General features: G+C 72.0%; 20 protein-coding genes. 17 read left to right on the forward strand and 3 right to left on the reverse strand.

Translation table 11 applies throughout. The features are described from left to right. Positions 1-178 precede the first annotated feature (178 nt). From ACF07S_RS04965 to ACF07S_RS05000, 8 genes are all read left to right on the forward strand, one after another. On the forward strand, positions 179-1789 hold the full coding sequence (locus ACF07S_RS04965) for a dynamin family protein (protein WP_391962234.1): 1611 nt from the start codon (positions 179-181) through the stop codon (positions 1787-1789). A gap of 3 nt (positions 1790-1792) precedes the next feature. Further along, the gene (locus ACF07S_RS04970; RefSeq protein WP_391973451.1) at positions 1793-3595 is read left to right on the forward strand and encodes a GTPase; all 1803 of its coding nucleotides are present in this window, start codon (positions 1793-1795) and stop codon (positions 3593-3595) included. A 243-nt stretch (positions 3596-3838) separates the two neighbouring features. After that, on the forward strand, positions 3839-4318 hold the full coding sequence (locus ACF07S_RS04975) for a single-stranded DNA-binding protein (RefSeq protein WP_391962232.1): 480 nt from the start codon (positions 3839-3841) through the stop codon (positions 4316-4318). Positions 4319-4610: 292 nt separating this feature from the next. Further along, on the forward strand, positions 4611-6020 hold the full coding sequence (locus tag ACF07S_RS04980; RefSeq protein ID WP_391962231.1) for a Cys-Gln thioester bond-forming surface protein: 1410 nt from the start codon (positions 4611-4613) through the stop codon (positions 6018-6020). A gap of 474 nt (positions 6021-6494) precedes the next feature. Further along, on the forward strand, positions 6495-6830 hold the full coding sequence (locus ACF07S_RS04985) for a hypothetical protein (protein ID WP_391962230.1): 336 nt from the start codon (positions 6495-6497) through the stop codon (positions 6828-6830). Between the two features lie 498 nt (positions 6831-7328). Beyond that, positions 7329-8993 (forward strand): energy-dependent translational throttle protein EttA, encoded by a 1665-nt coding sequence (gene ettA, locus ACF07S_RS04990; protein ID WP_391962229.1) that lies wholly within the window; start codon positions 7329-7331, stop codon positions 8991-8993. Positions 8994-8997: 4 nt separating this feature from the next. Beyond that, entirely contained in the window at positions 8998-9420 is a 423-nt protein-coding gene (locus ACF07S_RS04995) for an acyl-CoA thioesterase (RefSeq protein ID WP_391962228.1), read from the forward strand. Then, positions 9417-10082: a hypothetical protein gene (locus tag ACF07S_RS05000; protein WP_391962227.1), complete on the forward strand. Its 666-nt coding sequence runs from the start codon at positions 9417-9419 to the stop codon at positions 10080-10082. Before ACF07S_RS04995 ends, ACF07S_RS05000 begins: the two co-directional genes overlap by 4 nt. Before the next feature lie 69 nt (positions 10083-10151). On the opposite strand, the gene ACF07S_RS05005 is transcribed toward ACF07S_RS05000, so the two are convergent. The 3 genes from ACF07S_RS05005 to ACF07S_RS05015 all read right to left on the reverse strand — a co-directional run bounded on the left by ACF07S_RS05005 (position 10152) and on the right by ACF07S_RS05015 (position 12731). Continuing rightward, a complete protein-coding gene (locus ACF07S_RS05005) occupies positions 10152-10565 on the reverse strand; it encodes a globin (protein WP_391962226.1) in 414 nt (137 codons plus the stop codon). Positions 10566-11232: 667 nt separating this feature from the next. After that, positions 11233-12099, reverse strand: a complete 867-nt coding sequence (locus ACF07S_RS05010) for a choice-of-anchor K domain-containing protein (protein ID WP_391962225.1) — start codon at positions 12097-12099, stop codon at positions 11233-11235. Positions 12100-12119: 20 nt separating this feature from the next. Then, positions 12120-12731: a hypothetical protein gene (locus ACF07S_RS05015; protein ID WP_391973452.1), complete on the reverse strand. Its 612-nt coding sequence runs from the start codon at positions 12729-12731 to the stop codon at positions 12120-12122. Between the two features lie 541 nt (positions 12732-13272). Here ACF07S_RS05015 and ACF07S_RS05020 point away from each other — a divergent pair. From ACF07S_RS05020 to ACF07S_RS05060, 9 genes are all read left to right on the forward strand, one after another. Then, a complete protein-coding gene (locus ACF07S_RS05020; RefSeq protein ID WP_391973453.1) occupies positions 13273-14862 on the forward strand; it encodes a serine/threonine protein kinase in 1590 nt (529 codons plus the stop codon). Positions 14863-14996: 134 nt separating this feature from the next. After that, positions 14997-16082 (forward strand): hypothetical protein, encoded by a 1086-nt coding sequence (locus ACF07S_RS05025; RefSeq protein WP_391962222.1) that lies wholly within the window; start codon positions 14997-14999, stop codon positions 16080-16082. Next, complete coding sequence (locus tag ACF07S_RS05030; protein WP_391962221.1) at positions 16075-17727, forward strand: polyprenyl synthetase family protein; 1653 nt, start codon at positions 16075-16077, stop codon at positions 17725-17727. The genes ACF07S_RS05025 and ACF07S_RS05030 overlap by 8 nt, the downstream gene beginning before the upstream one ends. After that, positions 17724-18437 carry a hypothetical protein gene (locus ACF07S_RS05035; RefSeq protein WP_391962220.1) on the forward strand — a complete coding sequence of 238 codons (714 nt, stop codon included), beginning with the start codon at positions 17724-17726 and terminating at the stop codon, positions 18435-18437. The genes ACF07S_RS05030 and ACF07S_RS05035 overlap by 4 nt, the downstream gene beginning before the upstream one ends. A 74-nt stretch (positions 18438-18511) precedes the next feature. Next, positions 18512-18982: a hypothetical protein gene (locus ACF07S_RS05040; RefSeq protein WP_391962219.1), complete on the forward strand. Its 471-nt coding sequence runs from the start codon at positions 18512-18514 to the stop codon at positions 18980-18982. Between the two features lie 88 nt (positions 18983-19070). Next, entirely contained in the window at positions 19071-19787 is a 717-nt protein-coding gene (locus ACF07S_RS05045; RefSeq protein WP_391962218.1) for a hypothetical protein, read from the forward strand. 467 nt (positions 19788-20254) lie between these two features. Continuing rightward, positions 20255-21658 carry a hypothetical protein gene (locus tag ACF07S_RS05050; RefSeq protein ID WP_391973454.1) on the forward strand — a complete coding sequence of 468 codons (1404 nt, stop codon included), beginning with the start codon at positions 20255-20257 and terminating at the stop codon, positions 21656-21658. 105 nt (positions 21659-21763) lie between these two features. Beyond that, positions 21764-22330 carry a DUF642 domain-containing protein gene (locus tag ACF07S_RS05055; RefSeq protein ID WP_391962216.1) on the forward strand — a complete coding sequence of 189 codons (567 nt, stop codon included), beginning with the start codon at positions 21764-21766 and terminating at the stop codon, positions 22328-22330. 115 nt (positions 22331-22445) lie between these two features. After that, complete coding sequence (locus ACF07S_RS05060) at positions 22446-23903, forward strand: DUF642 domain-containing protein (protein ID WP_391973455.1); 1458 nt, start codon at positions 22446-22448, stop codon at positions 23901-23903. Positions 23904-24289 lie beyond the last annotated feature (386 nt).

Raw genomic sequence — 24289 nt, forward strand, 5'->3', positions numbered from 1 at the left:
ATCGCAGGCAGGTGCGAATCGCGCATCGCTTTTGGCCCCTCGCGCACCGGGTGTTGTGCACTCGTTATGCCCGGCCTGTGCCCGTGTCTTGGTCGTCCCTTCCATCCCTTGTGTCCTGTCGGCGCGCAGACACGCCCATATGCTTCAGAATCCCCCTGAAATTGGGCATTCTTCGCATGTGGTGACCTTGGACGTACGGCCTCAGCTGCTCGACGCACTTTCCGCCCTGCGCGACCGTGTCGCCGCCGCACGCCTTCCGCTGCCCCTGGCGGGGGCCGCACGCGCGCGTGCCAACCGCGACGAACTGCTCGCCCAGCTCGACGACTACCTCGTACCACGGCTGAGAGACCCCGAAGCGCCCCTGTTGGCCGTGGTCGGCGGATCCACCGGGGCCGGGAAGTCCACCCTGGTCAACTCCCTCGTGGGCCGGCGGGTCAGCGAGGCGGGCGTGCTGCGGCCGACCACCCGGACGCCGGTACTCGTCTGCCACCCGGAGGACCACCACTGGTTCAGCGGGATGCGGGTGCTCCCCGACCTCACGCGCGTGTGGGTGCCCCGCCACCGGAACCCGGACGACGACCTGCTCCTCCCGGGCGAGAACCCCGCGCGGGTGCTGCGCATCGAGACCGCCGACACCCTGCCGCCCGGCCTCGCCCTCCTGGACGCGCCCGACATCGACTCCCTGGTGGCCGACAACCGGGTCCTCGCCGCCGAACTCATCAGCGCCGCGGACATCTGGATCATGGTCACCACCGCCGCCCGCTACGCCGACGCCATCCCCTGGCACATGCTGCGCACCGCCAAGGAGTACGACGTCACCCTGGTGACCGTGCTGGACCGCGTGCCCCACCAGGTCGTGTCCGAGGTGTCCCGGCAGTACGGCGCCCTGCTGACCAAGGCCGGACTCGGCCAGGTGCCGCGCTTCACCGTGCCCGAGCTGCCCGAGTCCGCGTGGGGCGGCGGACTGCTGCCCGCCACCGCGGTGGCGGCCCTGCGCACCTGGCTCGTCCACCACGCGCTGGATCCCGCCGCCCGGCAGCACGTGACGGCCCGCACCGCCTACGGCGTCCTCGACTCCCTCAACGCCCGCATGCCCGAACTCGCCGGCGCCGCCGCCGCCCAGCACGCCGCCGCCCTGCGGCTCACCGCGGCCGTCGACGGGGCGTACGACAGCGAGCGCGCGCGCCTGCGGGGCCGGCTGCAGGCCGGGGCCGTGCTCGCCGGGGACGCGCTCAAGCGGTGGCGCGCCTTCCCCCTGGACTGCACCCCGGGCGAACTCCTCGACACCCTGGTGGAGAGCCTGAGCGAGCTGCTGCTGTGCGCCGTCACCGCCGCCGACGAGCGCGTCGACGACGCCTGGCGGCGCGAACCCGCCTCGGAGGCACCCGAGTTGACCGCCCGCGACCCCGCGCCGGAGAGCCCCGAGCACCGGATCGGGCTCGCCGTACGACGCTGGCGGCGCGAACTCGAGGAGTACGCCGAGGACGAGGTGCGGGAGCTGGAGCGGGGCCTCGCGCCCGACCCCGAGCTGGTCGCCGCGCTGGTCGCCACGGTGCTGCTGGGAGGCAGACGGGCGCGCACCGCCGGGGAGGGGCTCGCCGAGCGGCTCGGCGCGCACGGCGCGCTGCGGCTCCGGGACCGCGGCGGACGGCTGCTCCTCCAGCACGTGGACCGCGTCATGCACACCGAACGCGAGCGACGGCTCGCCCCGCTCGACGCCCTGGAGGTGCACGCGGAGCCCCAGGCCGAACTCATCGCCGCGTTGTCCGTACTGCAGAAGGAGAGGTGACCGGTGACCGCCGTCACTGACCAGGACCACACCGAGCACCCCGAACGTCCCGGCCGAGGCGACTCCGGGGCGTCCGACGCCTCCGCGCGCACGGACACCACGAGCCCCTGGGACGACGGGCTGATCGCGCGGCGGGTGAACGGGAGCGACACGGAGGAGCACCGCGCGATGGCCGAACCCCGGGCATCGGTGCCGCAGACCGTGACGCCCCTGGCGTACGGCCCGCAGCTGGGGGCGCGGCTGGAGGCGCTGCGCGAACTGGTGGGGCTCTCCCGCACCCGGCTGGACAACCGGACCCTCGCGCAGGCGGGCCGGATCCTCGACGAATCCGCCGCGCGGCGCAGGCTCTCCGGACAGCACACCGTCGTCGCCCTCGCGGGCGCCACCGGCAGCGGCAAGTCGCAGCTGTTCAACGCGCTGGCCGGAGTGCCCATCTCGGAGACCGGCGTACGGCGGCCGACCACCGCCGCGCCGATCGCGTGCAGTTGGAGCGACGGGGCGGCGAGCCTCGTCGAACGCCTCGGCATCCCGCCCCGGCTCAGACGACGCCCCCTGCAGGCCACGGCGGACGCCGACGAGCGGCTGCGCGGGCTGGTCCTGGTCGACCTGCCCGACCACGACTCGGCGGCCGTGCAGCACCGGGAGCAGGTGGACCGCGTGCTGGAGCTGGTGGACGCGGTCATCTGGGTCGTCGACCCCGAGAAGTACGCCGACGCCATGCTCCACGAGCGCTATCTGCGGCCGATGGCGGCCCACGCGGAGGTCATGTTCGTCGTCCTCAACCAGATCGACCGGCTGCCCGGGGAGGCCGCCGAGCAGGTCCTGGACGATCTGCGGCGCCTGCTCGACGAGGACGGCATCGTCCTGGGGGAGTACGGCGAACCCGGGACGACCGTGCTCGCGCTGTCCGCGCTCACCGGGGACGGGGTCGGTGAACTGCGCGAGGCACTCGGCCGGTTCGTGGCCGAACGCGGGGCCCCGGCCCGCCGGATCTCCGCGGACGTGGACATCGCGGCGGCCCGGCTGTGGCCGGTGTACGCCGCCCGCCGGCGCACCGGACTGAGCGAGGAGGCGCGAGAGGAGTTCTCGGACCGGCTCGCGCAGGCCGTGGGCGCGACGGCCGCGGGCGAGGCCGCCGAACGCGCGTGGCTGCGCAACGCCAACCGCGCCTGCGGCACGCCCTGGCTGCGGCTGTGGCGCTGGTGCCAGGAGCGGCGCGAGCCGTCCACCGGCCGGGTCGCCCTGCGCGGGCAGCCCGACGAGGAGGTCACGGCCCGCCAGCGCGTGGAGCAGGCGGTGCGCACGGTGGCCGACCGGGCCTCGGCCGGGCTGCCGGGGCCGTGGGCGCAGGCGGTGCGGGAGGCCGCCGCGCGCGGCTCGCAGGGACTGCCGGAGGCGCTGGACGCGCTGGCGGTACGCGCGGGACTGCCACCGGGGAGGCCGCCGCGGCCCGGGTGGTGGCCCGTGGCCGTACTCGCCCAGGCGTCGATGACGGTCCTTCAGTTCGCGGGCGGGCTCTGGCTGCTGGCCCAGATCATCGGTGTCATGCCGCCCCGTCTCGGGGTGCCGGTGCTGCTGATGGTGGTGGGCATCGTGGGCGGCCCGCTCATCGAGTGGAGCTGCCGCCTGGCCGCCAGGGGGCCCGCCCGGCGGTACGGGCAGGAGGCGGAGAGACGGTTGCGGGAGGCGGCCTCGGCGTGCGGCCGGGCCCGCGTCCTCGATCCGGTGGCGTCGGAGCTGCTGCGGTACCGGGAGGTACGGGAGCAGTACGGCCGGGTCGCGGGGGTGGGGACCGGGGGAGGGTGAGGCGGCCGGGGCGGCTCCGGCCGGGGCGGAGGGTCCCGTTCGGGTGACGGGGTTCTCCCCAGGCCGGTGGTGGTCCACAGCGCTCGGCGGGCCCGGCCCGGCGGAGGCAGTCTGGCTGTGCGGCGACCGCGGGACGGTCCGCGGTCACCGCGTCGGACGGCAGCCGTACGGGACGGGCCCGTACGCGTGTCCGCCCGGCGCCGGCGTGGATGCCGGGAGGGCCGGGCCAGGGAGGGAAACGTGATGAACGAGACGATGGTGTGCGTGGTGGGCAACGTGGCGACACGGCCGGTGTACCGGGAGACGGCGTCCGGCCCCGCGGCGAGGTTCCGGGTGGCGGTCACCTCCCGGTACTGGGACCGGGAGAAGAACACCTGGGCCGACGGGCACACCAACTTCTTCACGGTGTGGGCCAACCGCCAGCTCGCCACCAACACCGCGGCGTCGCTGTCGGTGGGCGAACCGGTGATCGTCCAGGGCCGGCTGAAGGTGCGCACGGAGACGCGCGAGGGACAGCAGGGCTGGATGTCGGCGGACATCGACGCGGTCGCGATCGGCCATGACCTCGCCCGGGGCACGACCGCCTTCCGCCGCGCCCAGCGGCCGGACCGGACGCCCACGCCGGACCGCTCCGAGCCCGACTGGGAGACGGAGCAGGCGAGTTCACCGACCGCCGACGGAAGTACGCCCCAAAGGCCGCCGCGGGCGGCGGCGGTGACGTGAGGCCGGCGGTGCGCCGGCGGTGCCGATGTCCGGTGCCGACCGGAGCGGGGCTTATCGGTCCTATCGGCGGATGCGTACCGAACCGTCCCGAGTGGATGTGTCGACCGTCACGCCCGCGACGCCTTTGCGATAACGATTCCGATTCGGATCAGTCCCGCGACGCGATCACCGGCGAGCGCGGTACGCCGCCTCCTTAGGATTCCGGGCATGGCTTCCGGGGTTCTCGGGGCCGGCGAATCTGCTGGTGGGACCCCACCCCCACGCCAAAGGGTCCTGCTCGGAAGGGATTTCGGTGTTTGCTTCGTTCTCCGCGTGGTCCGCGCGCGGATGTGGATCGGCCCGCCTCGCCGCGGGGACGCTGGTCTCCGGACTCGTCGCCACCTCGGTGCTGACCGGCGCCGGGACGGCCGTCGCCGCCGACGAGGAGACGGCACCGGGGCACAGTGGAGCCGCCGCGACCATAGGCGGACTCAAGACGTTCGGCGCGGCCGTGATACGCGGTGCCGCCGGGGACCAGCAGGTGTCGGCGGGCCTGTTCGAGATGTCCGTCGAGGGCGGCGGCATGCTGCAGACGTACTGCGTCGACATCCACACGCCGACGCAGAAGGACGCCAAGTACCACGAGACCGCCTGGAGCGGGACCTCGCTGGGCGCCAACAAGGACGCCGGCCGGATCCGCTGGATCCTGCAGAACTCCTATCCGCAGGTGAACGACCTCGCGGCGCTCGCGAAGAAGGCGGGCGTCCGCGGGCAGCTCACCGAGCAGGACGCGGCGGCGGGCACACAGGTGGCCATCTGGCGCCACTCCGACGGCGTGGACGTGGACGCCGTCGACCCCCAGGCGGAGCAGCTCGCCGACTACCTGCGCAGGAGCGCCCGTGACCAGTCCGAGCCGCGGGCGTCGCTGACCCTGGATCCGCCGGCGGTCTCCGGCCGCCCGGGTGGACGGCTCGGTCCGGTGACCGTCCGCACGGACGCCCGCAGCGTGACGGTCCTGCCGCCCGCGGACGCCGCGACGAGCGGGGTGCGGATCGTGGGGAAGGACGGCGAGCCCGTCACCACCGCGGCCGACGGCGGCCAGATCTTCTTCCAGGTGCCCGAGGACGCGCCGGCGGACACCGCGGAGCTCACCGTGCAGGCCTCCACCACGGTGCCCGTCGGCCGGGCCTTCGTCTCCGACAGCCGCAGCCAGACGCAGATCCTGGCCGGCTCCAGCGAGTCGACCGTCTCGGCGACGGCGAGCGCGAACTGGGCGGAGACGGGCGCGATACCGGCGCTGTCCGCCCGCGAGAACTGCGCCAAGGGGGGTGTGGACCTCACCGTCGCCAACCAGGACGACGAGCCGTTCACCTTCACGCTGGCCGGTGCGGAGTACACCGTCGAGGGCGGTGCCTCCCGCACCGTGACGGTTCCGCTGAGCGAGGACCAGCCGTACGACTTCACGGTCGAGGGGCCGGGCGGCTTCCAGCAGCGGTTCACCGGCATGCTCGACTGCCTGACCCGGGCCGCCGAGACCGGCACCACCACCCACACCCTCAGCGGGCCCGGTTCCGCCCCCGTCGTCCCCGCCGACGTCAACCTCGCCGACACCGGCGCCGCCGCCGTCACCCCGTGGATCGCCGGCACCGCCATCGGCCTGGTCGTCCTCGGCGGCACGGGCCTCGTCCTGACCCGCCGTCGCCGGACCCCGCCGACCGCCTGAGCCGCCGGCTCCCGTGCGCGCGACCGGCTGCCCGGACCGTCACCAGGGATCCGGCGGACGTTCCACTCGAGAGGGAGCAGTGGGAGGAGGCCCGGGGCTGTCACCGGGGGCCGCGCGATGGCCCGCGGGAGGGCGGCCTTGCGCGCTTCGGCCGCTCAGCGCAACTGCCGGCGTGTTCGGGGAGTCGTACCCGCCGTGACCGAAGCACGTACACGGAACAGCGTGAGGCTGTCGCCCGCCGTCTCGACGGCAGCCGGCATCGGAAGCCCGGCACTCGCCGCCGTGGCGAGTTGGAGCAGCCTCCTGCTGGTCGTGCAGGGGCGGGTGGTCCCCGGCTGGGGCGTGAGCGCGGTCCTCCTCGTCGTTTCGCTCGTTCTCCGACGGGCCCTGACCCGGGTGGGCCGCCCGACGGACGCTTCGAGGCTCCTGCGGAAGCGAGCCACATGGGTACGGTCGGTAAGCACTCTGCTGATCGTGACGGCAGTGCTCGGCACCGCATGGGGAGCGCTGGACGACCTGATCTCGGACGCGGAGTACCGCGTGCTGCACCCCGCGGGGCCGGGAGGCTGCACGGCCGTGGTGCGGGAGACGTCCTTTCTCGTGATCGGCACTGGCGAGGTGTACGCGGTGGGGCGCACCGGCCTGGCCCTGGACGAGTCGGGATCCTGGACGGCCGACGATGGTTACCGGCCCGTCGACGCAGGCACGTACGAACTGTCCTGGGGACGGGACGGCGGTCATCTGCGGATCAGCGGTACGGGCACCGATCCGGTCCTGCGTGGGGGATCGACCGACATCGACTGCGGGTAACCGGTCTCTTCGGAGTGCGGTCGTCCGGACGGGTGACGAGGAGCCCGAAGCGGTCGGCATCGGCCACCGCTTCCAGGACCCCCCCGCCACGACCCGGCGGAGAGTGGTTCCGCCACCTCCGCCTCGACGGCCGTACGGTCGTCGCGCTCCTCCACACGGGTGGCGAGCCCGACGGCTGACGACCGGGCTGTGATGGCCGGACGTCGTCGTGCTCGCCGCACTCCGCGAGACCGTCCGGGAGATTCCGGCCGGCCGTCAGCCGGGACGGCCAGGTCGTGACGCCGTCGACCGCGGTCGGTGCGGGGCCGTCTCCGGGCCGTGCGCGGGTGCCCGAGGGCACTCGACGGCGGCCGGCGGTGACCGGCGGCGCGCGGTCGACGTCCGTGAAACCGCAGGTAGGGGCCCCCGTGTCAGACGCGTTTCCGCCCAGGGGTGGCGGTGCGGCAAGATGGGGTGTATCTGCCCACTGCCAGATTTCAAGCTGCCGGACGGTTTCTCTTGGCTGAGTACATTTACACCATGCGCAAGGCGCGCAAAGCGCACGGCGACAAGGTGATCCTCGACGACGTCACCCTGAGCTTCCTGCCGGGAGCGAAGATCGGTGTCGTCGGCCCGAACGGCGCCGGTAAGTCAACCGTTCTGAAGATCATGGCGGGGCTGGAACAGCCGTCGAACGGTGACGCCTTCCTCACTCCCGGCTACACCGTGGGCATCCTGCTCCAGGAGCCCCCGCTGAACGAGGACAAGACCGTCCTGGAGAACGTCCAGGAGGGCGTCGCCGAGGTCAAGGGCAAGCTCGACCGGTTCAACGAGATCGCCGAGCAGATGGCGACCGAGTACACCGACGAGCTGATGGACGAGATGGGCAAGCTGCAGGAGCAGCTCGACCACGCCAACGCCTGGGACCTCGACGCCCAGCTGGAGCAGGCCATGGACGCGCTGGGCTGCCCGCCCGGCGACTGGCCGGTCGCCAACCTCTCCGGTGGCGAGAAGCGCCGCGTGGCGCTGTGCAAGCTGCTGCTCGAGGCCCCCGACCTGCTGCTGCTCGATGAGCCCACCAACCACCTCGACGCCGAGTCGGTGAACTGGCTGGAGCAGCACCTCGCCAAGTACGAGGGCACCGTCGTGGCCGTCACCCACGACCGGTACTTCCTGGACAACGTCGCCGGGTGGATCTGCGAGGTCGACCGCGGCCGGCTGCACGGCTACGAGGGCAACTACTCCAAGTACCTGGAGACCAAGGCGACCCGTCTCAAGGTCGAGGGCCAGAAGGACGCCAAGCGGCAGAAGCGGCTCAAGGAAGAGCTCGAGTGGGTGCGGTCCAACGCCAAGGGGCGGCAGGCCAAGTCCAAGGCGCGTCTGGCCCGGTACGAGGAGATGGCAGCCGAGGCCGACAAGATGCGGAAGCTGGACTTCGAGGAGATCCAGATCCCGCCGGGTCCGCGGCTGGGCAGCGTGGTCGTCGAGGTCAACAACCTCAGCAAGGCCTTCGGCGAGAAGGTGCTGATCGACGACCTGTCGTTCACGCTGCCGCGCAACGGCATCGTCGGGATCATCGGACCGAACGGCGCAGGCAAGACCACCCTGTTCAAGATGATCCAGGGGATCGAGGAGCCCGACTCCGGCTCCATCAAGGTCGGCGAGACCGTCAAGATCTCCTACGTCGACCAGAGCCGCGAGAACATCGACCCCAAGAAGACGCTCTGGGCCGTCGTGAGCGACGAGCTCGACTACATCAACGTGGGCCAGGTCGAGATGCCGTCGCGCGCCTACGTCTCCGCCTTCGGGTTCAAGGGTCCGGACCAGCAGAAGGCGGCCGGGGTGCTCTCCGGAGGTGAGCGCAACCGGCTCAACCTCGCGCTCACCCTCAAGCAGGGCGGCAACCTGCTGCTCCTCGACGAGCCGACCAACGACCTCGACGTCGAGACGCTCAGCAGCCTCGAGAACGCGCTGCTGGAGTTCCCCGGGTGCGCCGTGGTCGTCTCCCACGACCGGTGGTTCCTGGACCGCGTCGCCACGCACATCCTCGCCTACGAGGGCGAGTCCAAGTGGTTCTGGTTCGAGGGCAACTTCGATTCGTACGAGAAGAACAAGATCGAGCGGCTCGGTGCGGACGCCGCGCGTCCGCACCGCGCCACCTACAAGAAGCTGACCCGGGGCTGATCTCTTGCGGCACATCTACCGCTGCCCGCTGCGCTGGGCGGACATGGACGCCTACGGCCACGTCAACAACGTGGTGTTCCTCCGCTATCTGGAGGAAGCCCGTATCGACTTCCTGTTCCGTCCCGACAAGGACTTCAAGCAGGGGTCCGTGGTGGCGCGCCACGAGATCGACTACAAGCGGCAGCTCGTCCACCGGCACAGGCCCGTGGACATCGAGCTGTGGATCACGGAGATACGGGCGGCGTCCTTCACCATCACCTACGAGGTGAAGGACGGCGACCAGATCTACGTCCGTGCCTCGACGGTCATCGTGCCGTTCGACTTCGAGACGCAGCGTCCGCGCCGGATCACCGAGGAGGAGCGCGAGTTCCTCGAGGAGTACAAGGACGACGCGAAGGACGAAGAGGAGGAGGCCGTCGCCGCATGACGGTGCTCCACCTCGCCGACGAGACGGAGGCCGCGGATCTCGCGGCCTTCCTCTCCCGGCTGCTGCACTACGACCGTTCCGCCGCGGTGCGGTTGCAGGCCGCCGGTACGGCGCTCGCCGTCTTCGGCCGGCCTCCCTCGTTCGAGGTGCTGGCGATCCGTGCCGTACGGCTCGCCAAGCCCTACGAGGACGGGCTGGACGTCGCCCTGGACGTGACCGTGTCCGCCGGTGAGCTGCTGGAGTCGGTGGACGAGTCCGCCGCCACGGCCGGCGTGCCGGGTGCGGTGACGGGGCCGCCGTGGGCCGGCGTGCTGCCGCCGCGCGGCGGCTGGCGGGCCGAGCCCGGGCTGCCGGCCCCCGAGGCGCTGCGGGGGCTGGTCGCCGCGTCGGTCGCCGAGTTCCGGTCGCGCACCGGGGAGTTGGCGCCTCGGCTGCGTACCCGGACCGAACTCGACCGGATCGGGCGGGAGATCTGGTCGCGCACGGTCGGGGAGACCGGACTCCCGGTGCGGGCGGTGCACGCCGCCCAGTCGCTGGGTTTCCTGCGCGGCGACGGGCAGGGACTGCTCTCCTCGGGGGCCTGGCTCCGGCTGCGCACCCCGTACGGGTCGGTCGCGGTGCGCCGGGCGGGGCTCGGGGCGCTGGGGCTCAGCGTGCGCTGAGCCGCCCCGGGCGGCCCGTGCGCTGAGCCGCCCCGGTCGCCGAGCCGTCCCGGGCGGCGCCCGGCTCCGTCAGTCCGGGGAGTTGACCATCGAGGCCGCCGCGTACGTCAGGTACTTCCACAGCGTCTGCTCGTGCTCCTCGGACAGGCCCAGCTCGTCGACCGCGTCCCGCATGTGCTTCAGCCACGCGTCGTGCGCCGCCCGGTCGACCGTGAACGGGGCGTGCCGCATCCGCAGCCGGGGATGGCCGCGGTTGTCGCTGTAGGTGGTCGGACCGCCCCAGTACTGCATGAGGAAGAGTGCGAACCGCTCCTCGGCCGGACCCAGGTCCTCCTCGGGGTACATGGGCCGCAGCAGCGGATCCCCGGCCACTCCCTCGTAGAAACGGTGGACGAGCCGGCGGAAGGTCTCTTCCCCGCCGACCTGCTCGTAGAAGGTCTGCTCCTGAAGCGTGCCGCGCCGAATCTCTGTCACGCCCTCCATGTTCGCAGAGGTCGTTCCCTTTCCGAACCTCATGTGTGGTTTTTGCTGGTCAGGCATGGGATCAGGGTTGTCGCGGGAGGGTCGGTCCGTTGCCGGCCGAGGGCCGCGGCGGTGCGGGTGGAGGAGCTCGGAGCCGGAGCGGGTGCGGGCGGCTCCGGCTGCGGAGGTGCTCCGGTGCCGGGCCGTCGGTCCGGAGCGGTGTCCGGAGGCGTCGGCCGGGGCGGACGCGCCCGCCGCCGTGACCGGCAGGGTGCCGATCTGACCGCGCGGCTGTCCGCGGCTTCCCGCGTCGTCGTCGACCGCCTGCCGCACGCCGGCCATGACGTCGGCCTCGGCTGGACCGTCCGCGCCTACGACCTCGGAGCCCTGGCGTTCACCGAGGAGTGTCCGACCCACGCACCTCACACGGATCCCGGGAGTTCCGACCGCGCGAACGACGACTGCCGGTGGGCAGGAGGCAGGGCCGGCACCCCGCTGCGCGACCGCTCTCCCCCTCCTCATGCTCTTCATGGCCGACACCGTGATGAGCCGCCCAGCACTTCCAGGACAAGGCGCCGGCTGCTTCGGCCGGTGCGATCGGCCAAGTGAACTCCTTCGGACGATGCCGGGCCCGACTGGTGAGGCTCGCTTCGGCCTCACCAGTCGCTGGAAGCCCGAGGAGGCCCGTTTACGGTGTGCGGGCTGTGTTGAAGCCCTTGTCGAGGTAGGAGTACTGGTCCGGGACGAGGCCGTCGGCTGCGACCAGGCGGGCGATGCCGCCCTCGTCCCGCCAGACCTGCTGGGAGGAACCGAAGGTGAATCCGCCGAATTGCGGGTGGGACTCGTTGGTGTAGATGCGGTAGCGCTGACCGGGCCGGATGACCGTTCCGGCAGGGAAGGGGAAGTCGCGCCCCGTGGGCTTGGACTCCACGACCCAGCCGGTCAGGTCCTGGGGCGCACCGCCCCGGTTGAAGATTTCGACGTACTCGTCGGGCTGGCCCGCTCCGGTGCCCAGGTACCGCAGGCCGGAGATGATCACGTCGGGCTCGTCGAGGGTGAACATGCAGACGACTTCGGCGAAGTTGACCCCGCCCTCGGGGCTGCGGAACTGCCGGACGATCTGGCCGTTGCGCTTGAACCCGCTCAGGACCGCCCGGTACTGCTTGCCGTCGACGGTGACGGGCTGGGGGTGGACGAAGGTCTGCAGGTCGACGAGGTCGTCGTCCACGGGACTGCTGCCGGTGGTGTTGGGCGTCTCGTTGTGATGGAAGCTGAAGCCGAGGTCGGTCGTGGTGCCGTCCTCGAACATGACGTTGATGGTGAGCTGGACGTCGAACTGGCTCGGGCTGACGTTGGTGGGCAGATTGCGGTGCACGAAGGTACCGACGACGAACTCGGTCCCGTCGAGTTCGACGTCCGCGGCCGCCCCGCGGAACTGGTACCCGCTCTGGGAGCCGCTGCTGCCCCATTTGACGTCCGCGGTGCCCAGACCGCTGATCGGCGAGGCGGCCGGGTTGGTGGAGGGGAAGACGCCGGTGGTGACGACGGTGGTCATGGTGTCTGGCTCCTGCTCTCTCAGTCCTCGTCCTCGATGACCTCGGCCTTGAGCTTCGCCGGGGGTGCGGTGCCGATCTGGGCGACGCCGTCGGTGAAACGGCCGGGTTCGGCGCCGTCGACTGCCTCGAGGCCGCAGGTGTAGACGATGCAGTCCTTGTCCTCGGTGTTCGTGTTCAGGTGCACGTCAAAGGTGAAGGTCAGCGTGCGCCCGTCCGCGCTGACCTTGGCCTGGACGGGGGGCAGGCCGCCGCCCGTGGTCTGGTCCATGCGCTTGTACTGGGCGCCCACCGTGCCGTTCCAGCGGAATCCGGTGGGAGCGGTGAAGACGTGCTCGCGTTCGCCGGCGGCGACGGTCTCGCTCCAGTTCGGCGTGCGGACGCAGATGTTGATGGTGGTGCCGAGACCCCCCGGGGCGTCCTCGACTCCGCCCTCCTGCCACACCACGAGGTCCAGCTTCTGCGCACGGCCCTGTTCGTAACCCCAGTCGTAGCCGTTCGCGTACTGGTCCTTCTCGCCGCGCGTGCCGTCGCGCGGCGGGTCGGCGTGGGATCGGCCGGCGAGCGCATCGGCCCGCCCCTGTTCCTCTCCCCGTGCGTAGGCTTCCTTCTTTGACTGCACGTCGGTGGCCATCTCCGTGTCCTCCTGGGGCTGTGATCGAAGCGTGCGGCGAAAGGGACGTACTGACGCGGGCCGCCCCTGCCCGCAGGCGGCGGGCAGGGCTCGGGGCCGCCCATCGCACGGTCCAGCGCATGCAATGCCATGGGGAGCTGCGTCCGGAAGACGGAGGCGGGTCGCCGTCTGCGGCCCGCTGCGGGGTGTTCGCGCAGGCATCACGGCGCGTACCGGGCCGTCATCCGAGTCCATCGTTATCCCGGGCGCACGGGCGGTATGCGGCCATTCCCCCGTTTGGGATGCCGGATCGATTCTGCGTCACTTGTCCGAGTGGAGCTGAGGCGTGCGAGGGCGCACGGACGCAGAGCGTGGCAGCCCTGCGCCCCGCCGCCGGACCTCGGCCGACGCCCGTGACGGGCCGGCGTCACCCGTCCCTCGTGGCCTCTCCCTCGTACGGGTGGAGCGCCCGGTGCGCTGCTCCGGTGCGGTCGGCCCGGCCGGTATGCAAGGGGGATGTGATGTCGGCCCGGAAGGAGACGGACATGCGCAGGACGAGGCCGTGGAAGCGGAATGCGCCGGGTGCCACCGGGAGGCCACCGCGCCGGTGCCGGGCGGTGACGGCGTGACGGCGAAGGCCACGGCTCGACGGCGGAAGCAGGTCTCCCCCCGGGGCGGCCCGTCGGGCACTGTGGCGGGAAACGGCACCGCCGGATTCTCCGGGGACGACGGGCCCGCGCCGGAAGGGCAGTTGGCCTTCCCCGCGGGTGTGGCCGTGGGGGGCGGCGCGGTCTTCGTAGCCGACCACGCCAACCACCGGGTCCGCCGGATCGACGGCTCCGGCACCCTGCTGACGGTCGCCGGCGACGGGCTGCGCGGTTTCGCCGGGGACGGCGCGGACGCGACGCGGGCCCGGCTCGGATTCCCGGCCGCCCTCGCGGTCGGCCCGGACGGGGCCGTGTTCGTCGCCGACGAGATGAACCACCGGATCCGCCGGATCGACCCCTCGGGCGTCATCGGCACCGTCGCGGGAGACGGCTCCCGCGGCGGCGACGGTGACGGCGGTCCCGCCGACCGCGCCCGGCTGGACGCCCCCTGCGCTCTCGCGGTGGACGGCGCCGGAGTGCTGTACATCGGCGAAGCGGGCACCCCTCGGGTGCGCAGGATCGGTGCGGACGGCATCATCAGCACGGTTGTCGGGACGTCCGGACCGTCCGGCCGGTCCGCGCGTTCCGGCGCGGCCGACGCCGGCGGGGCCTTCCTGCCCGCGGGGCTGGCGGCCGACGCGTCCGGGCGGCTGTACATCGCCGACCCAGTGGGCCGTCGGGTGCTGCTGTTGGGCACGGACGGGACTCTGCGGGTGCTGGCCGGACCGCCGGGCGGGAGCGCTGCCGCCACGGTGGTCGACTGGAGTGCCCCGTGCGCCGTGGCGGTCGACGCCCAGGGGGCCCTCTACGTCGCCGACGTGAACGGACATCGCGTATGGCGGCTGGCTGACGGAGCGGCCCACTGCGTCGCGGGACCGACCCCGGCGGCCGGCCCGGCGGAAGCGGCTGACGGGGCGGAGACGGCCGCAGGGGTCTCGCTGGCCTACCCCTGCGGTCTGGCCGTCGACCCGGCCGGCCGACTGCTCGTGGCGGACAACTTCCACCACCGGATCGTGGCCCTGCCTCTGACCACCGCGAACCCCCCGGACCCCAAGCCGGACCGGCACCCGGTACCGGAGAACACCCCGAAACTGCTGGTACGCCAGGAAGTCGGAGTGGAGATTGCGCGCGGCGGCGGCGAGTTGCTCCACGTACGGGTCTCGTCCACCGATGCCTGGGCTCCCGGGCGCGTGACACACACCTTCACCGCTCCGACGGGCCTCTCCTTCGACGGCCGCGCGACCTGTGCGTACTACCGCGTCGACGGCTCCGTGATCGCCGCTCCGGCACCGACGGCGGCGGTACGGGAGGACGGCAGGTCACTGTCCGTGACGGACGAACCCCGTCTGAACACCCCCGGCAACCCGGCGGCGGCCCTGGTGTACACCCTCGGCGTCCGGGCCGGGGCGGAGGCCGAGCCGGGCCGGTACCGCGACGGACGAGCGGTGATCGCGGGCCAGCCGGAAGTACGCCTGACGGCAAGCGTCCTGGGGGACGACGAGTGAGCACACCACGACCGCTGGCCGCTTTTGCGGGTTCAAACCTCGAATGCGGAAGTGAACGATTCTGTGCTCCCCTGTCACCCGACCGAATGTCACCGAATGCGACATCGTCCATGCGGTGAGTTAGCTTTCGAGGTGTGTCCACGTCGCCCCTCCCGAGGCTAGGGCCCGCGGGCCCCTTCCCGCACGCCCCGCTCACCCATCCACTCGACCGCAGATGGCTGCACTACGCGTTCACGTCGCGGTGCGGCAGGCAAGCCCTGATCGCCAACCTGTCCGTCCTGGGGTCCTCCACCGGCGCGGTCTTTGCGGATCCGGGCGCTCCGGTCACCGGGCGGCGCAGCGGCACCGGCACGGCGGCCGAGGGGCAGCACATGGCGATCCTCCTCGTCCACGAGGAGGATCGCGGCTGGAGTGCGACGCAGTTCAACGCCGAACAGCCGGAACTGCCCTGGTCAGCCTTCCGGTTGCCGCGTCCGCGCGGTGAGTCCGGCGCTTTCCGGGTGGCGGCCCGGTCCGCGGCGCCGGCGGCCGACGTACGGCTGACCCGGACCAGCAGGCCGTGCACCTCGCAGTGCGCGCCCTTCGGCGAGGACGAGCATCTGCGGTGGCAGTCGGAGCCCGGCGTCCTGGGAGAAGGCACTGTGCGGCACGCCGACGGGACGGCCACGGCCACGGACCTGCTGGGCTACCACGAACGAGTGCGCGGCCGGTGGTCCTGGCCCACGCTGGGGGGCTGGGTGTTCGGGTTCGTCAACGACCCTTCCGGCCCCGTCGGCCTCGCTCCGCCCTCTGCGGTGGTCTTCACCCTGATCCAGCCCACGCGTCCGGCGGACGCGGCCAGCGGATCGGTGATGCTGTGGCGCGACGGACGCATGGTGCGTCATTTCCCGCGCCGCGGCTTGCGGGTCGCGGTCACCGGCAGCCTGGATCGCGACCGGGTCGTGATGGTGCCGCCGCTGGCTGAGGTGCTGGGCACCCCGCCGACGGCGGCGGTGCCCGGGAGGCTGCTGATCACCGCCCGGCTCGGTGACGACCGTCTCGTCCTCGACTTCCGCTCGCACACGGCAGGGCGCATCGCCAACCCGTCCGAGACGAGCCTGCACCCGTTCAGCGTGCACGAGACCCTCGGCCCGTGCACGGTGGAGGGCCGGGTCGGCGGGCGCCGTATCGGCTTCAGTGCCGGGGGCATCGTGGAGTTCGCCGGTGGTGCCCATGACTGACACCGTGACCGCGTTCACGGGCGCCCGGCTGCTGGACGAGACCGTGGCCGCCCTGTCCGACCGGGCGCCGGCCATCCTCGCCGCCGCGGCCGACCAGCTGCGCGGCATCCGGCTCGGACTGCGCTTCAACGACGGCAGCCACGCCACGCTCACCGCCCGGCACAGCCGGCTCGTCGTGTCCCGGGACCGCTGCCCGGACCCGGACGTCGAGGTCGCCTTCGACAACCGGGCCATGAACCTGCTGTTCGACCTTCAGCGCCCGCCCGTCGAACAGGCGCTGCCCGACAGCCTCGACGTCCGCGGCTCCCAGGAGGACACCCTCGCCGTATGGCGCGCCTTCACGCTGCTGTCCCAGCGCGCGGCGGGCCTGCGCAGCATGCAGGAACTCTGGGGCGCGTACCGAGAACAGGCCCCCCAGCTGTGGGGCAGCGCGGCGCCCGCAGCCCTGGAGCCGGTCACCGAGCCGGTCGACTGGACCGCGCTGGACTTCCTCGCCCGGCGCTCCCCCGAGGACGCCCCCGCACCACCCGCGCTGATCGGCGACACCACGGTCAGCGTCCCGCGCCTGCTGTGGGACGGACGCAGCAGCACCAGCTGGTCGCTGGAGCACGCCGTCCACGACGCGGACCTGATGGAGACCATGCGCCGGTGCCGGGCTCGCACCAACGAGGAGATCGAGCGGTTGCTGCCGGACCGGGAGCCGCGTGCCGAGCTGTACGACCTCATGCGCTCCTACCCCGCCCGGCAGGGCAAGGGCCTGCGGCCCACCCTGACCATCGCGGCCTGCGCCGCCTTCGGCGGACGCCCCGACGACGCCGTGCGCGCCGCCGCCGCGCTGGAGCTGTTCCACAACGGCTTCCTCGTCCACGACGACATCGCCGACGAGTCCACCCACCGGCGCGGCCTGCCGACCATGCACGAGGAACACGGCCTGGGCCTGGCCGTCAACGTCGGCGACGGACTGAACCTGCTCGCCGTCGACGCCGTCCTGTCCAACCTCGAGACACTCGGCCTGGTCCGCACCCTCGGCCTCATCCACGAGGCGATGCACATGTGCCGGGAGTCCATCGAGGGCCAGGCCATGGAGCTGGGCTGGATCCGCCACGAGGTCGTCCCCGAGACCGACGACGACTACTTCACCATGAGCACCAAGAAGACGGGCTGGTACACCTGCATGAGCCCGTGCCGTATCGGCGCCGTCTGCGCCGGCGTCACCGACCCGGCCGTGCTCGGCCGGTTCGACGAGGCGTTCCGAATGATCGGCATCGCCTTCCAGATCCAGGACGACGTCCTGAACCTGGTCGGCGAGGAGGCCCTCTACGGCAAGGAGCCCCTCGGGGACCTGCTCGAAGGCAAGCGCACGGTGATGCTGATCCACCTCTTCCGCACCGTGCACGCCCACGAGCGGCCCCGCCTCCTCGACGTCCTGCGCCAACGCCGTACCGACAAGACGCAGCAGCACGCCGAGGAACTCCTCGCCGCCATGCGCCGGCACGGCTCCATCGAGTACGCCACCGACCTCGCCGACCGGCTCGCCGCCGAAGGCATCGCGCGCTTCGAGGAAGACCTCCGCGTCGTCCCCGAGAACGAAGGCAAGGCCGTCCTGCGGCAGGTCGCCCATTACGTCACCTCAAGGCCACTGTGAACACCACCACCACGACCCCACCCCCGCCGGCCGATCCCGCCGCCGGTCCGCTGACCCCGACCGACCACCGGGCGTTCGCCTTCCTGGGCCAGGTCAACGGCTGTCTGCGCCAGTGCCTGTGCACCCTGGCCCGGCACGGCGTGGCCCTGCGCCGGCACGACCCCGAACGCGCCCGCGAGCTGCTCGACGCGGTCCGGCCCTGGCCCCTCTACAAGGGCGGGCAGTTCCTCTTCGACCTCATGGAGTGGGAGGACCTCATGGTCGACGGGGATCCTCCTCCGCTGATGCCCGCCGAGCGGATCAGGTCCGCCTGCACCCTGCCCGTCCAGTGGCTCGCCGTCGCCACCGCGGAGGCTCCCGCCGCGACGGGATCCGTCCCCGGCCGGCGCACCGCCGCCGCCCTCGACCTTCCCCTGCGCCTGCTGGCGGCCACCGCCCGCACCGCCGTCCTGGGCGCGGCGCAGGACCTCACCGACCTGCTCGGCACCCCTGTCACCGAGGCCGGGGCCGACGACGGCTCCGGACACGACGTCACCGGTCCGGAGGCCGGCGCGGAAGGTACGGATGCCGAGCTGCCGCCTCTGGAAGCGGGCTTCTACCTCTACGAGGACGTCATCCTCGGCGCCCTCGCCGTTCTCGGCCCGCTCCTGGCCGACCGGGCGCCCACCGGCCGGCCCAGGGAGTCGGTCCCCGACCCCGACGGTCCATGAGCGGGCCCGGGACCCAAGCCCGCCACCGGCGGATCCGCCCACGCGGACACCATCCATCCACAGAAGGGAAACCCATGGCCACGCAGACCCAGACCCCCGTTCAGCCGGGATCCGAGGACAAGCTGTACATCCTCCAGCAGGGCATCGTCGAGGACGCGCCGGGCGGAGTACCGGCCCACCTCAGCTTCGGGATCCTCAGCACCGTCCCGGACCCGGTGAACCCCGGCGACATCACCTTCACCCTCAAGGCACCCACCGGTTTCGTGTTCACCGGATGGCTCTCCTGGGCCTACCACGACGTCAACACGCTCCAGGCGAAGGGCAACCTGCAGACCGTCCAGGGCTCCCTCGCAGACGGGGGCCGCACGCTGACCTTCACCCACAACCCGTACCTGTCCACCAACCAGGAAGCCATCGGCTACGCGGCCCAGGTCACCGCCGTCGAGGGCGCGGCGCCGGGCCGCTACACGGACGGCCAGCTCAAGGTGGGCGCCGCCAACCCGATCAAGCTCAAGGGCCGCGTCCTCGACCCCGACGAGGACTGACCTCCCCATGGCGGACCGTCCCGTCGGTGGTTCCGCCGGCTCGGCCCGGAGCCACCGCCGGGATACGCAGCAGAGAAAGGCTCAAGGCATGTACGGAGCAGGAAACGCACCGGCGGTCCGTGGCGAGGACGCCGCCGTGCCGGTGCCGCGAACGCGGAGCAGGGCACGCAGGGCCTGGGGGCTGGGGGTGCTCGTCACGGCGATGCTGCTGGGGTCGCCGTTGCCGGGAAACGCCGCCGCGGCGCAGGGGCAGCCCGCCGCGGCGGAGCGGGCCACGGCGGCGCCGCAGTCGCAGTGCGTCCAGCCGGGGAACGCGGGGCTCAACGCGCGGTTCTACTGGCGGAACCTATTCGGTACCCGGCTGGGTGAGGGCGTGATCCACGAATCGTCGTCACCGAACCCGTTCGGCGGGCGGATCGCGCCGGAATCGACCTTCACGTTCAGGTGGCGTCCGGAGACCACGCGCAACCCCATCGGAGCGCAGCACCATGTCCACCGGGTCGATCTGGCGTCGATCATGACGGTGGCCGACGTGACGTCGGTGACGGGACCGGGCAGCCTCGCAGGGACGACGCTGAGCGCCCAGGAGACGCCGCCGCAGAAGCTCGGGGACACCGTGGTGACGTTCCGGATCAGGCCGGGTACGGAGGGGCGGACGGCCACCCTGTCATCGGCCGACCACAGCCTCACGACGAGGTGGATGTTCACCAACATCAACAATCTCTGGGAGAACACCGGGGCCATCTCCTTCACCGTCGCCGGCCGTGCCGCTCTCGGCTGCGCATCGTCTTCGGCCCTCGGGTAAGAGGACGACGAGGTGACGCGCCGGTCCGGCGCGTCGCCGGACCGGCGTCCGCCCCCGGCTCGGAGCCGGGGGCGGACGCCGTAGGCGTTCCATGGGAAGCCGGAGCCGCAGGGCGCCGCCACCGCGCGGGGAGCGTCAACTTCGAGATCGTCGATTCACCCTGAGCGAGAGTGAGCGCAAGCGTGGCACCGGGGACATTCGGCCATAACGGGGTGGGCGGCAGAAATCCCGGAGACGGGTGTGGCGGAAGTGGTGCGCCCATGCGGCGCGGGTGACGGCGCGCCGAGAGATTTCCGGGGGTGCGTGTCGCAAACCCGCCACACGGGGTTGGCCGACCTCGATCACCCGCCATTTCACGTCTCCGCCCGATTGCGGTGCGCTACTGCCTGCTTCGGCTCCGTCACGGCGCGCATCGGCGCGGCCGGTCGGCGGTGCCTTCCAGCAGTGTCGACGCAAGGGGACGAACCATGGCCGCACCTCCTGCTGTTCCGCTCCGGGTCGCCCTGGTCAACGGCAGCTTCGAGGAGCCCGCCGTCACCAACTACGAGGTCCTGCCGGACGCCTCACAGACACAGGCGCCGAAACGAGTCCCGGGCTGGCTCACCACGGCCTCCGACCACATGATCGAACTATGGCGGTCGGGCTTCAACGGTGTTCCGGCAGCCGACGGTGTCCAGCTCGCCGAGCTCAACGCCAACCAGGTCTCCACGCTCTACCAGGACCTGCCGACCACGCCCGGTACGAAGCTGTACTGGCGGCTGTATCACCGTGGCCGCCAGGGCGAGGACACCATGGCCCTGGACATCGGAGCGCCGGGATCCCCGGTGGAGCAAAGGCGCTTCACCGACGGCAACACCGCCTGGGGCTACTACACAGGCACCTACACCGTCCCGGCGGGCCAGACGCTGACGCGCTTCGCCTTCCGCTCCATCTCCGCCGCCGGCGGCAACCGCAGCGCCGGCAACCTCCTGGACGGCATCTTCTTCGGCACCGCTCCCTACGTGCTGCTCACCAAGACCGCGATTCCGGCGGGACCGCTGGAGGTGGGCGACGTCGTCACCTACCGCATCACCGCCAGGAACGAGGGCGGCGGCGGGGCCGACAACCTCGTCCTGACCGACGGCGTCCCCGAGGGCACGACGTACCTGCCCGGTTCCCTGCGCGTCGTCGACGGCCCGAACGCCGGAGCGAAGAGTGACGCGAAAGGCGATGACCAGGCGTACCACGACGCCCGGGCGAACCAGGTCGTGTTCCACCTCGGCAACGGCGCTTCCGGCGTGGCAGGGGGCAGCCTGCCCAGCACCGAGACCCAGCCTGCGGGGACCACGGTGGAATACCGGGTCACCATCGACCGGGCCAGTGGCGGCAGGCAGCTCAGCAACATCGCCACCGCCTCCTACGACAACCTGCTCGGCGCACGGCCGGAGCCGCTGACGTCCACCTCCAACGAGGAGGTCACGCAGGTCAAACCGGCTGCCGACCTGACCGTGGCGAAGGCAGCCGACGCGACCACCGTCACCATCGGCCAGACGGTGACCTACCGCATCACCGTCCACAACACCGGCCCGAACGGTGCCACCGGCGTCACCGTCACCGACCGGCTCCCCGAAGGCCTCGCCTTCCTGTCCGCCGACGGCACACCCGGAGGCTACGACCCGGCCACCGGGCAGTGGGCCGTGGGCGACGTCGCCCACGGCGCCACCGCCACGCTCGTGCTGCGGGCCAAAGCCACCAAGGCCGGCCTGGTCAGCAACACCGCCACCGCCACCGGAAACGAAAGGGACCCCGACACCACCAACAACACCGACACCGTCACCGTCTGCGTCGAACCGGCCCCTTCCTGCTGCGACCCCTGCGCCACCGAGAAGTAGCTCCCCGGGCGTGCGCCGGGCGGGCCGCTGCCCCCCCCGGCCTCCGCGTCCTCCCCCGCGGTCCGCGCACGCGTGGTGCGCGGACTTCCCGAAACAGGAGATCTCATGAAGCGTGCTGCTTACGGCTCCCTGCTGAGTGCCGCATTGCTGGCCCTGTCCTTCCCGGTATCGCCGGCCGGTGCGGCCGACGAGATCGCCAGGAACGGCGAGTTCTACCCTCCCGCCGTCGCCGACTACGGCTACCTCACCATCTGGCCCAACAGCAACCCGGGCATCGACCAGTGGAAGGTGTCCGACGGCAACGTCGATGTCTACAGCACCCAGCTGGCCCGCTCCCCCTACCAGGCAGTCGACCTCAACGGCGGTCAACCCGGCTCCATCACCCAGGTCATCCGCACCACCCCGGGGACGACGGTGCACCTGACGTGGAAGCACACCCGTAACACCTATGCAGGGTGCGCGCCCGTCACCGAGCAGAGGTACAACGTGTCGATCGAGGAGGCCGGGCTTCAGGAGGACCACCTCGTCCGCGGCCGGATCGGCAACTGGCAGCCCGCCGAACTCACCTTCAAGGCCCAGCGCAGCCGCTACAACCTCACGTTCGCCTCCGACACGACGGGGGTGTGCGGCGCCCTGATCTCCGATGTCGAAGGTGAGCTGATCGACTCCTAGCCGGCCCCTGCCGGGGTCCGCCCGTCCGCCGCCGGGCCGGAGCGGGCGGGCCCCCGCCTCAGGCGAGCCCTGCCCGGCTCCGGACCCCCACGCACGAAGCGCGAAGGAGCGAAACATGGCCACCGACTTCCGCAACGCCTCGTTCGGCGAACCTGCACTGACCACCCAACCGTTCGTACAGTTCACCACCGACGGTGGCCGGCACATCCCCGGCTGGAAGGTCACCCAGGGTGTCGTGGAGGTGGTGCGCCTGGGGTCCGGCGACGGCCCGGACACCGCCACCACCCAGGCGCTGCGACTGAAGAACGAGAAGCGCGCCGAGGACCGCGACGTGGGCGGAGTGAGCCAGGACCTCCCCACCCGTCCGGGAGAGCGGGTCACGATCAGGTGGAAGGAGCGCGCCGACCTCGGAGGTGACTCCACGCCCAACGAGCAGCGCTACACCGTGCAGGTCACCCCGGTGCGCGGGACGCCCGGCACGCTCAGGAAGTCCTTCGATCCTGAACCGGTCAAAGAACAGGGCTGGGTGACGCGGTCGGTGGAGTTCACCGCCGACGCGTCCACCACGACCGTCCGTTTCACGGCCTGCAAGGCGGGGGTGCGCTGCGCCCTGATCACCGGCCTGACGGCTGCTTCGCCGGACGGCGAGGTCCCCGGGAAACCCCAGCTCTTCGCCACAGCCGACGCCGCCGTCGTGGCCGCCGAGCCCGGGGACACGGTCGCTCTGGCCTTCTTCGCCGGCAACCGGGGCTCCGCACCCGCCCCGGGGGACAAGGTCGTTGTCACCCTCACGCCCGCCCCGCCGCTCGCCTTGGCGCAGGACGCGCCGGCCACGGTGTCGTTCCCCGGCCGGCAACTGGTGGCCGGCGGGCCGACGCTGCCGGGCGGATTCAAGATCACTGTCCCCCCAGGCACGGCTTCCGGCACCTACACCGCGCAGGCCGTCGTCTCCTACGACGGACTCGCCCTCAGGGACGCACTGGCCTGGCGGATCGAGGTGACCCCCAAGGGCACTCCCAAGCCGGTCGTCGACGAAAGGCAGCTTGTGGTCTTTCAGGTGACCAGCGAACCCACCGAACCCCCGTCCCCGTACCTGACGCTCATGGCTGAGGCTCCCAAGTGGCCGTCCGCGCGCCCTGGCCAGAGCAGGGAAGAGGACTCACTGCTCTGTATCGGCATCGCCACCCTCGGGCCGAACGCCGACCTGCTGGGCCTGCCGCAGGAGTTCAAGGCCCCGACCGGCTTCATGTTCACCGATGTCGCGGCCTTCGGCCACTTCCGCACCGTGCGCAACTGGGCGGCCGTCTCGCCCAAGCCGCGTCTTGTCCTGCGGCGCGGCGAGGACGACACCAAGGTCTGGGTGACCGGCAGCGAGACGGGACGGATTCCCGTCCACCGGCTGGAGCCGGCCTTCTTCACCGATCCTGTGAAGGCACTCACCCACAACCAGGTGTTCCTCGGTTACGGCTTCAGCCTGGCCGCCCGGCCGGACGCGAAGCCCGGCCTCCACGAGGACGGCTACGCCAAGTTCGGCAAGAACCTGACGGTCAAGCTGATCGGCAGGATCCTCTGATCCCGGCGGCAGTACGAGTGCCGGCGCCGGCCCGGCAGCGACCGCCCGCCGCGTCTCCCGAACCGCCCGTACCGACGGCACCCGCACTCCCGCGACCACCGTGATCTCATGCCTGACCAGCAAAAACCACACATGGGGTTCGGAAGGGGAACGATCCCTCGGACGGCACGGCACAGGACTCAAGGCCCAGGACCGGCCTGGTGCGGGGGCACGGACGGGCGGGACCGCCGCCCGGGGAGGCGATCCGTCCCGCTTCCTGCCGGCGCTGACCGCCGGTGCCCTGGAACCGCGGGAGGCGTACGACCTCTGGGAGCGCGCGGGCAGGCCGCAGCGCGAACGCTACGGCCTGACGGTCGGCGCCGGGGGCGGGAGCGCCTGGCTGGACG

The sequence above is a fragment of the Streptomyces sp. NPDC016640 genome (assembly GCF_043076215.1).
Classification (GTDB): Bacteria; Actinomycetota; Actinomycetes; order Streptomycetales; family Streptomycetaceae; genus Streptomyces.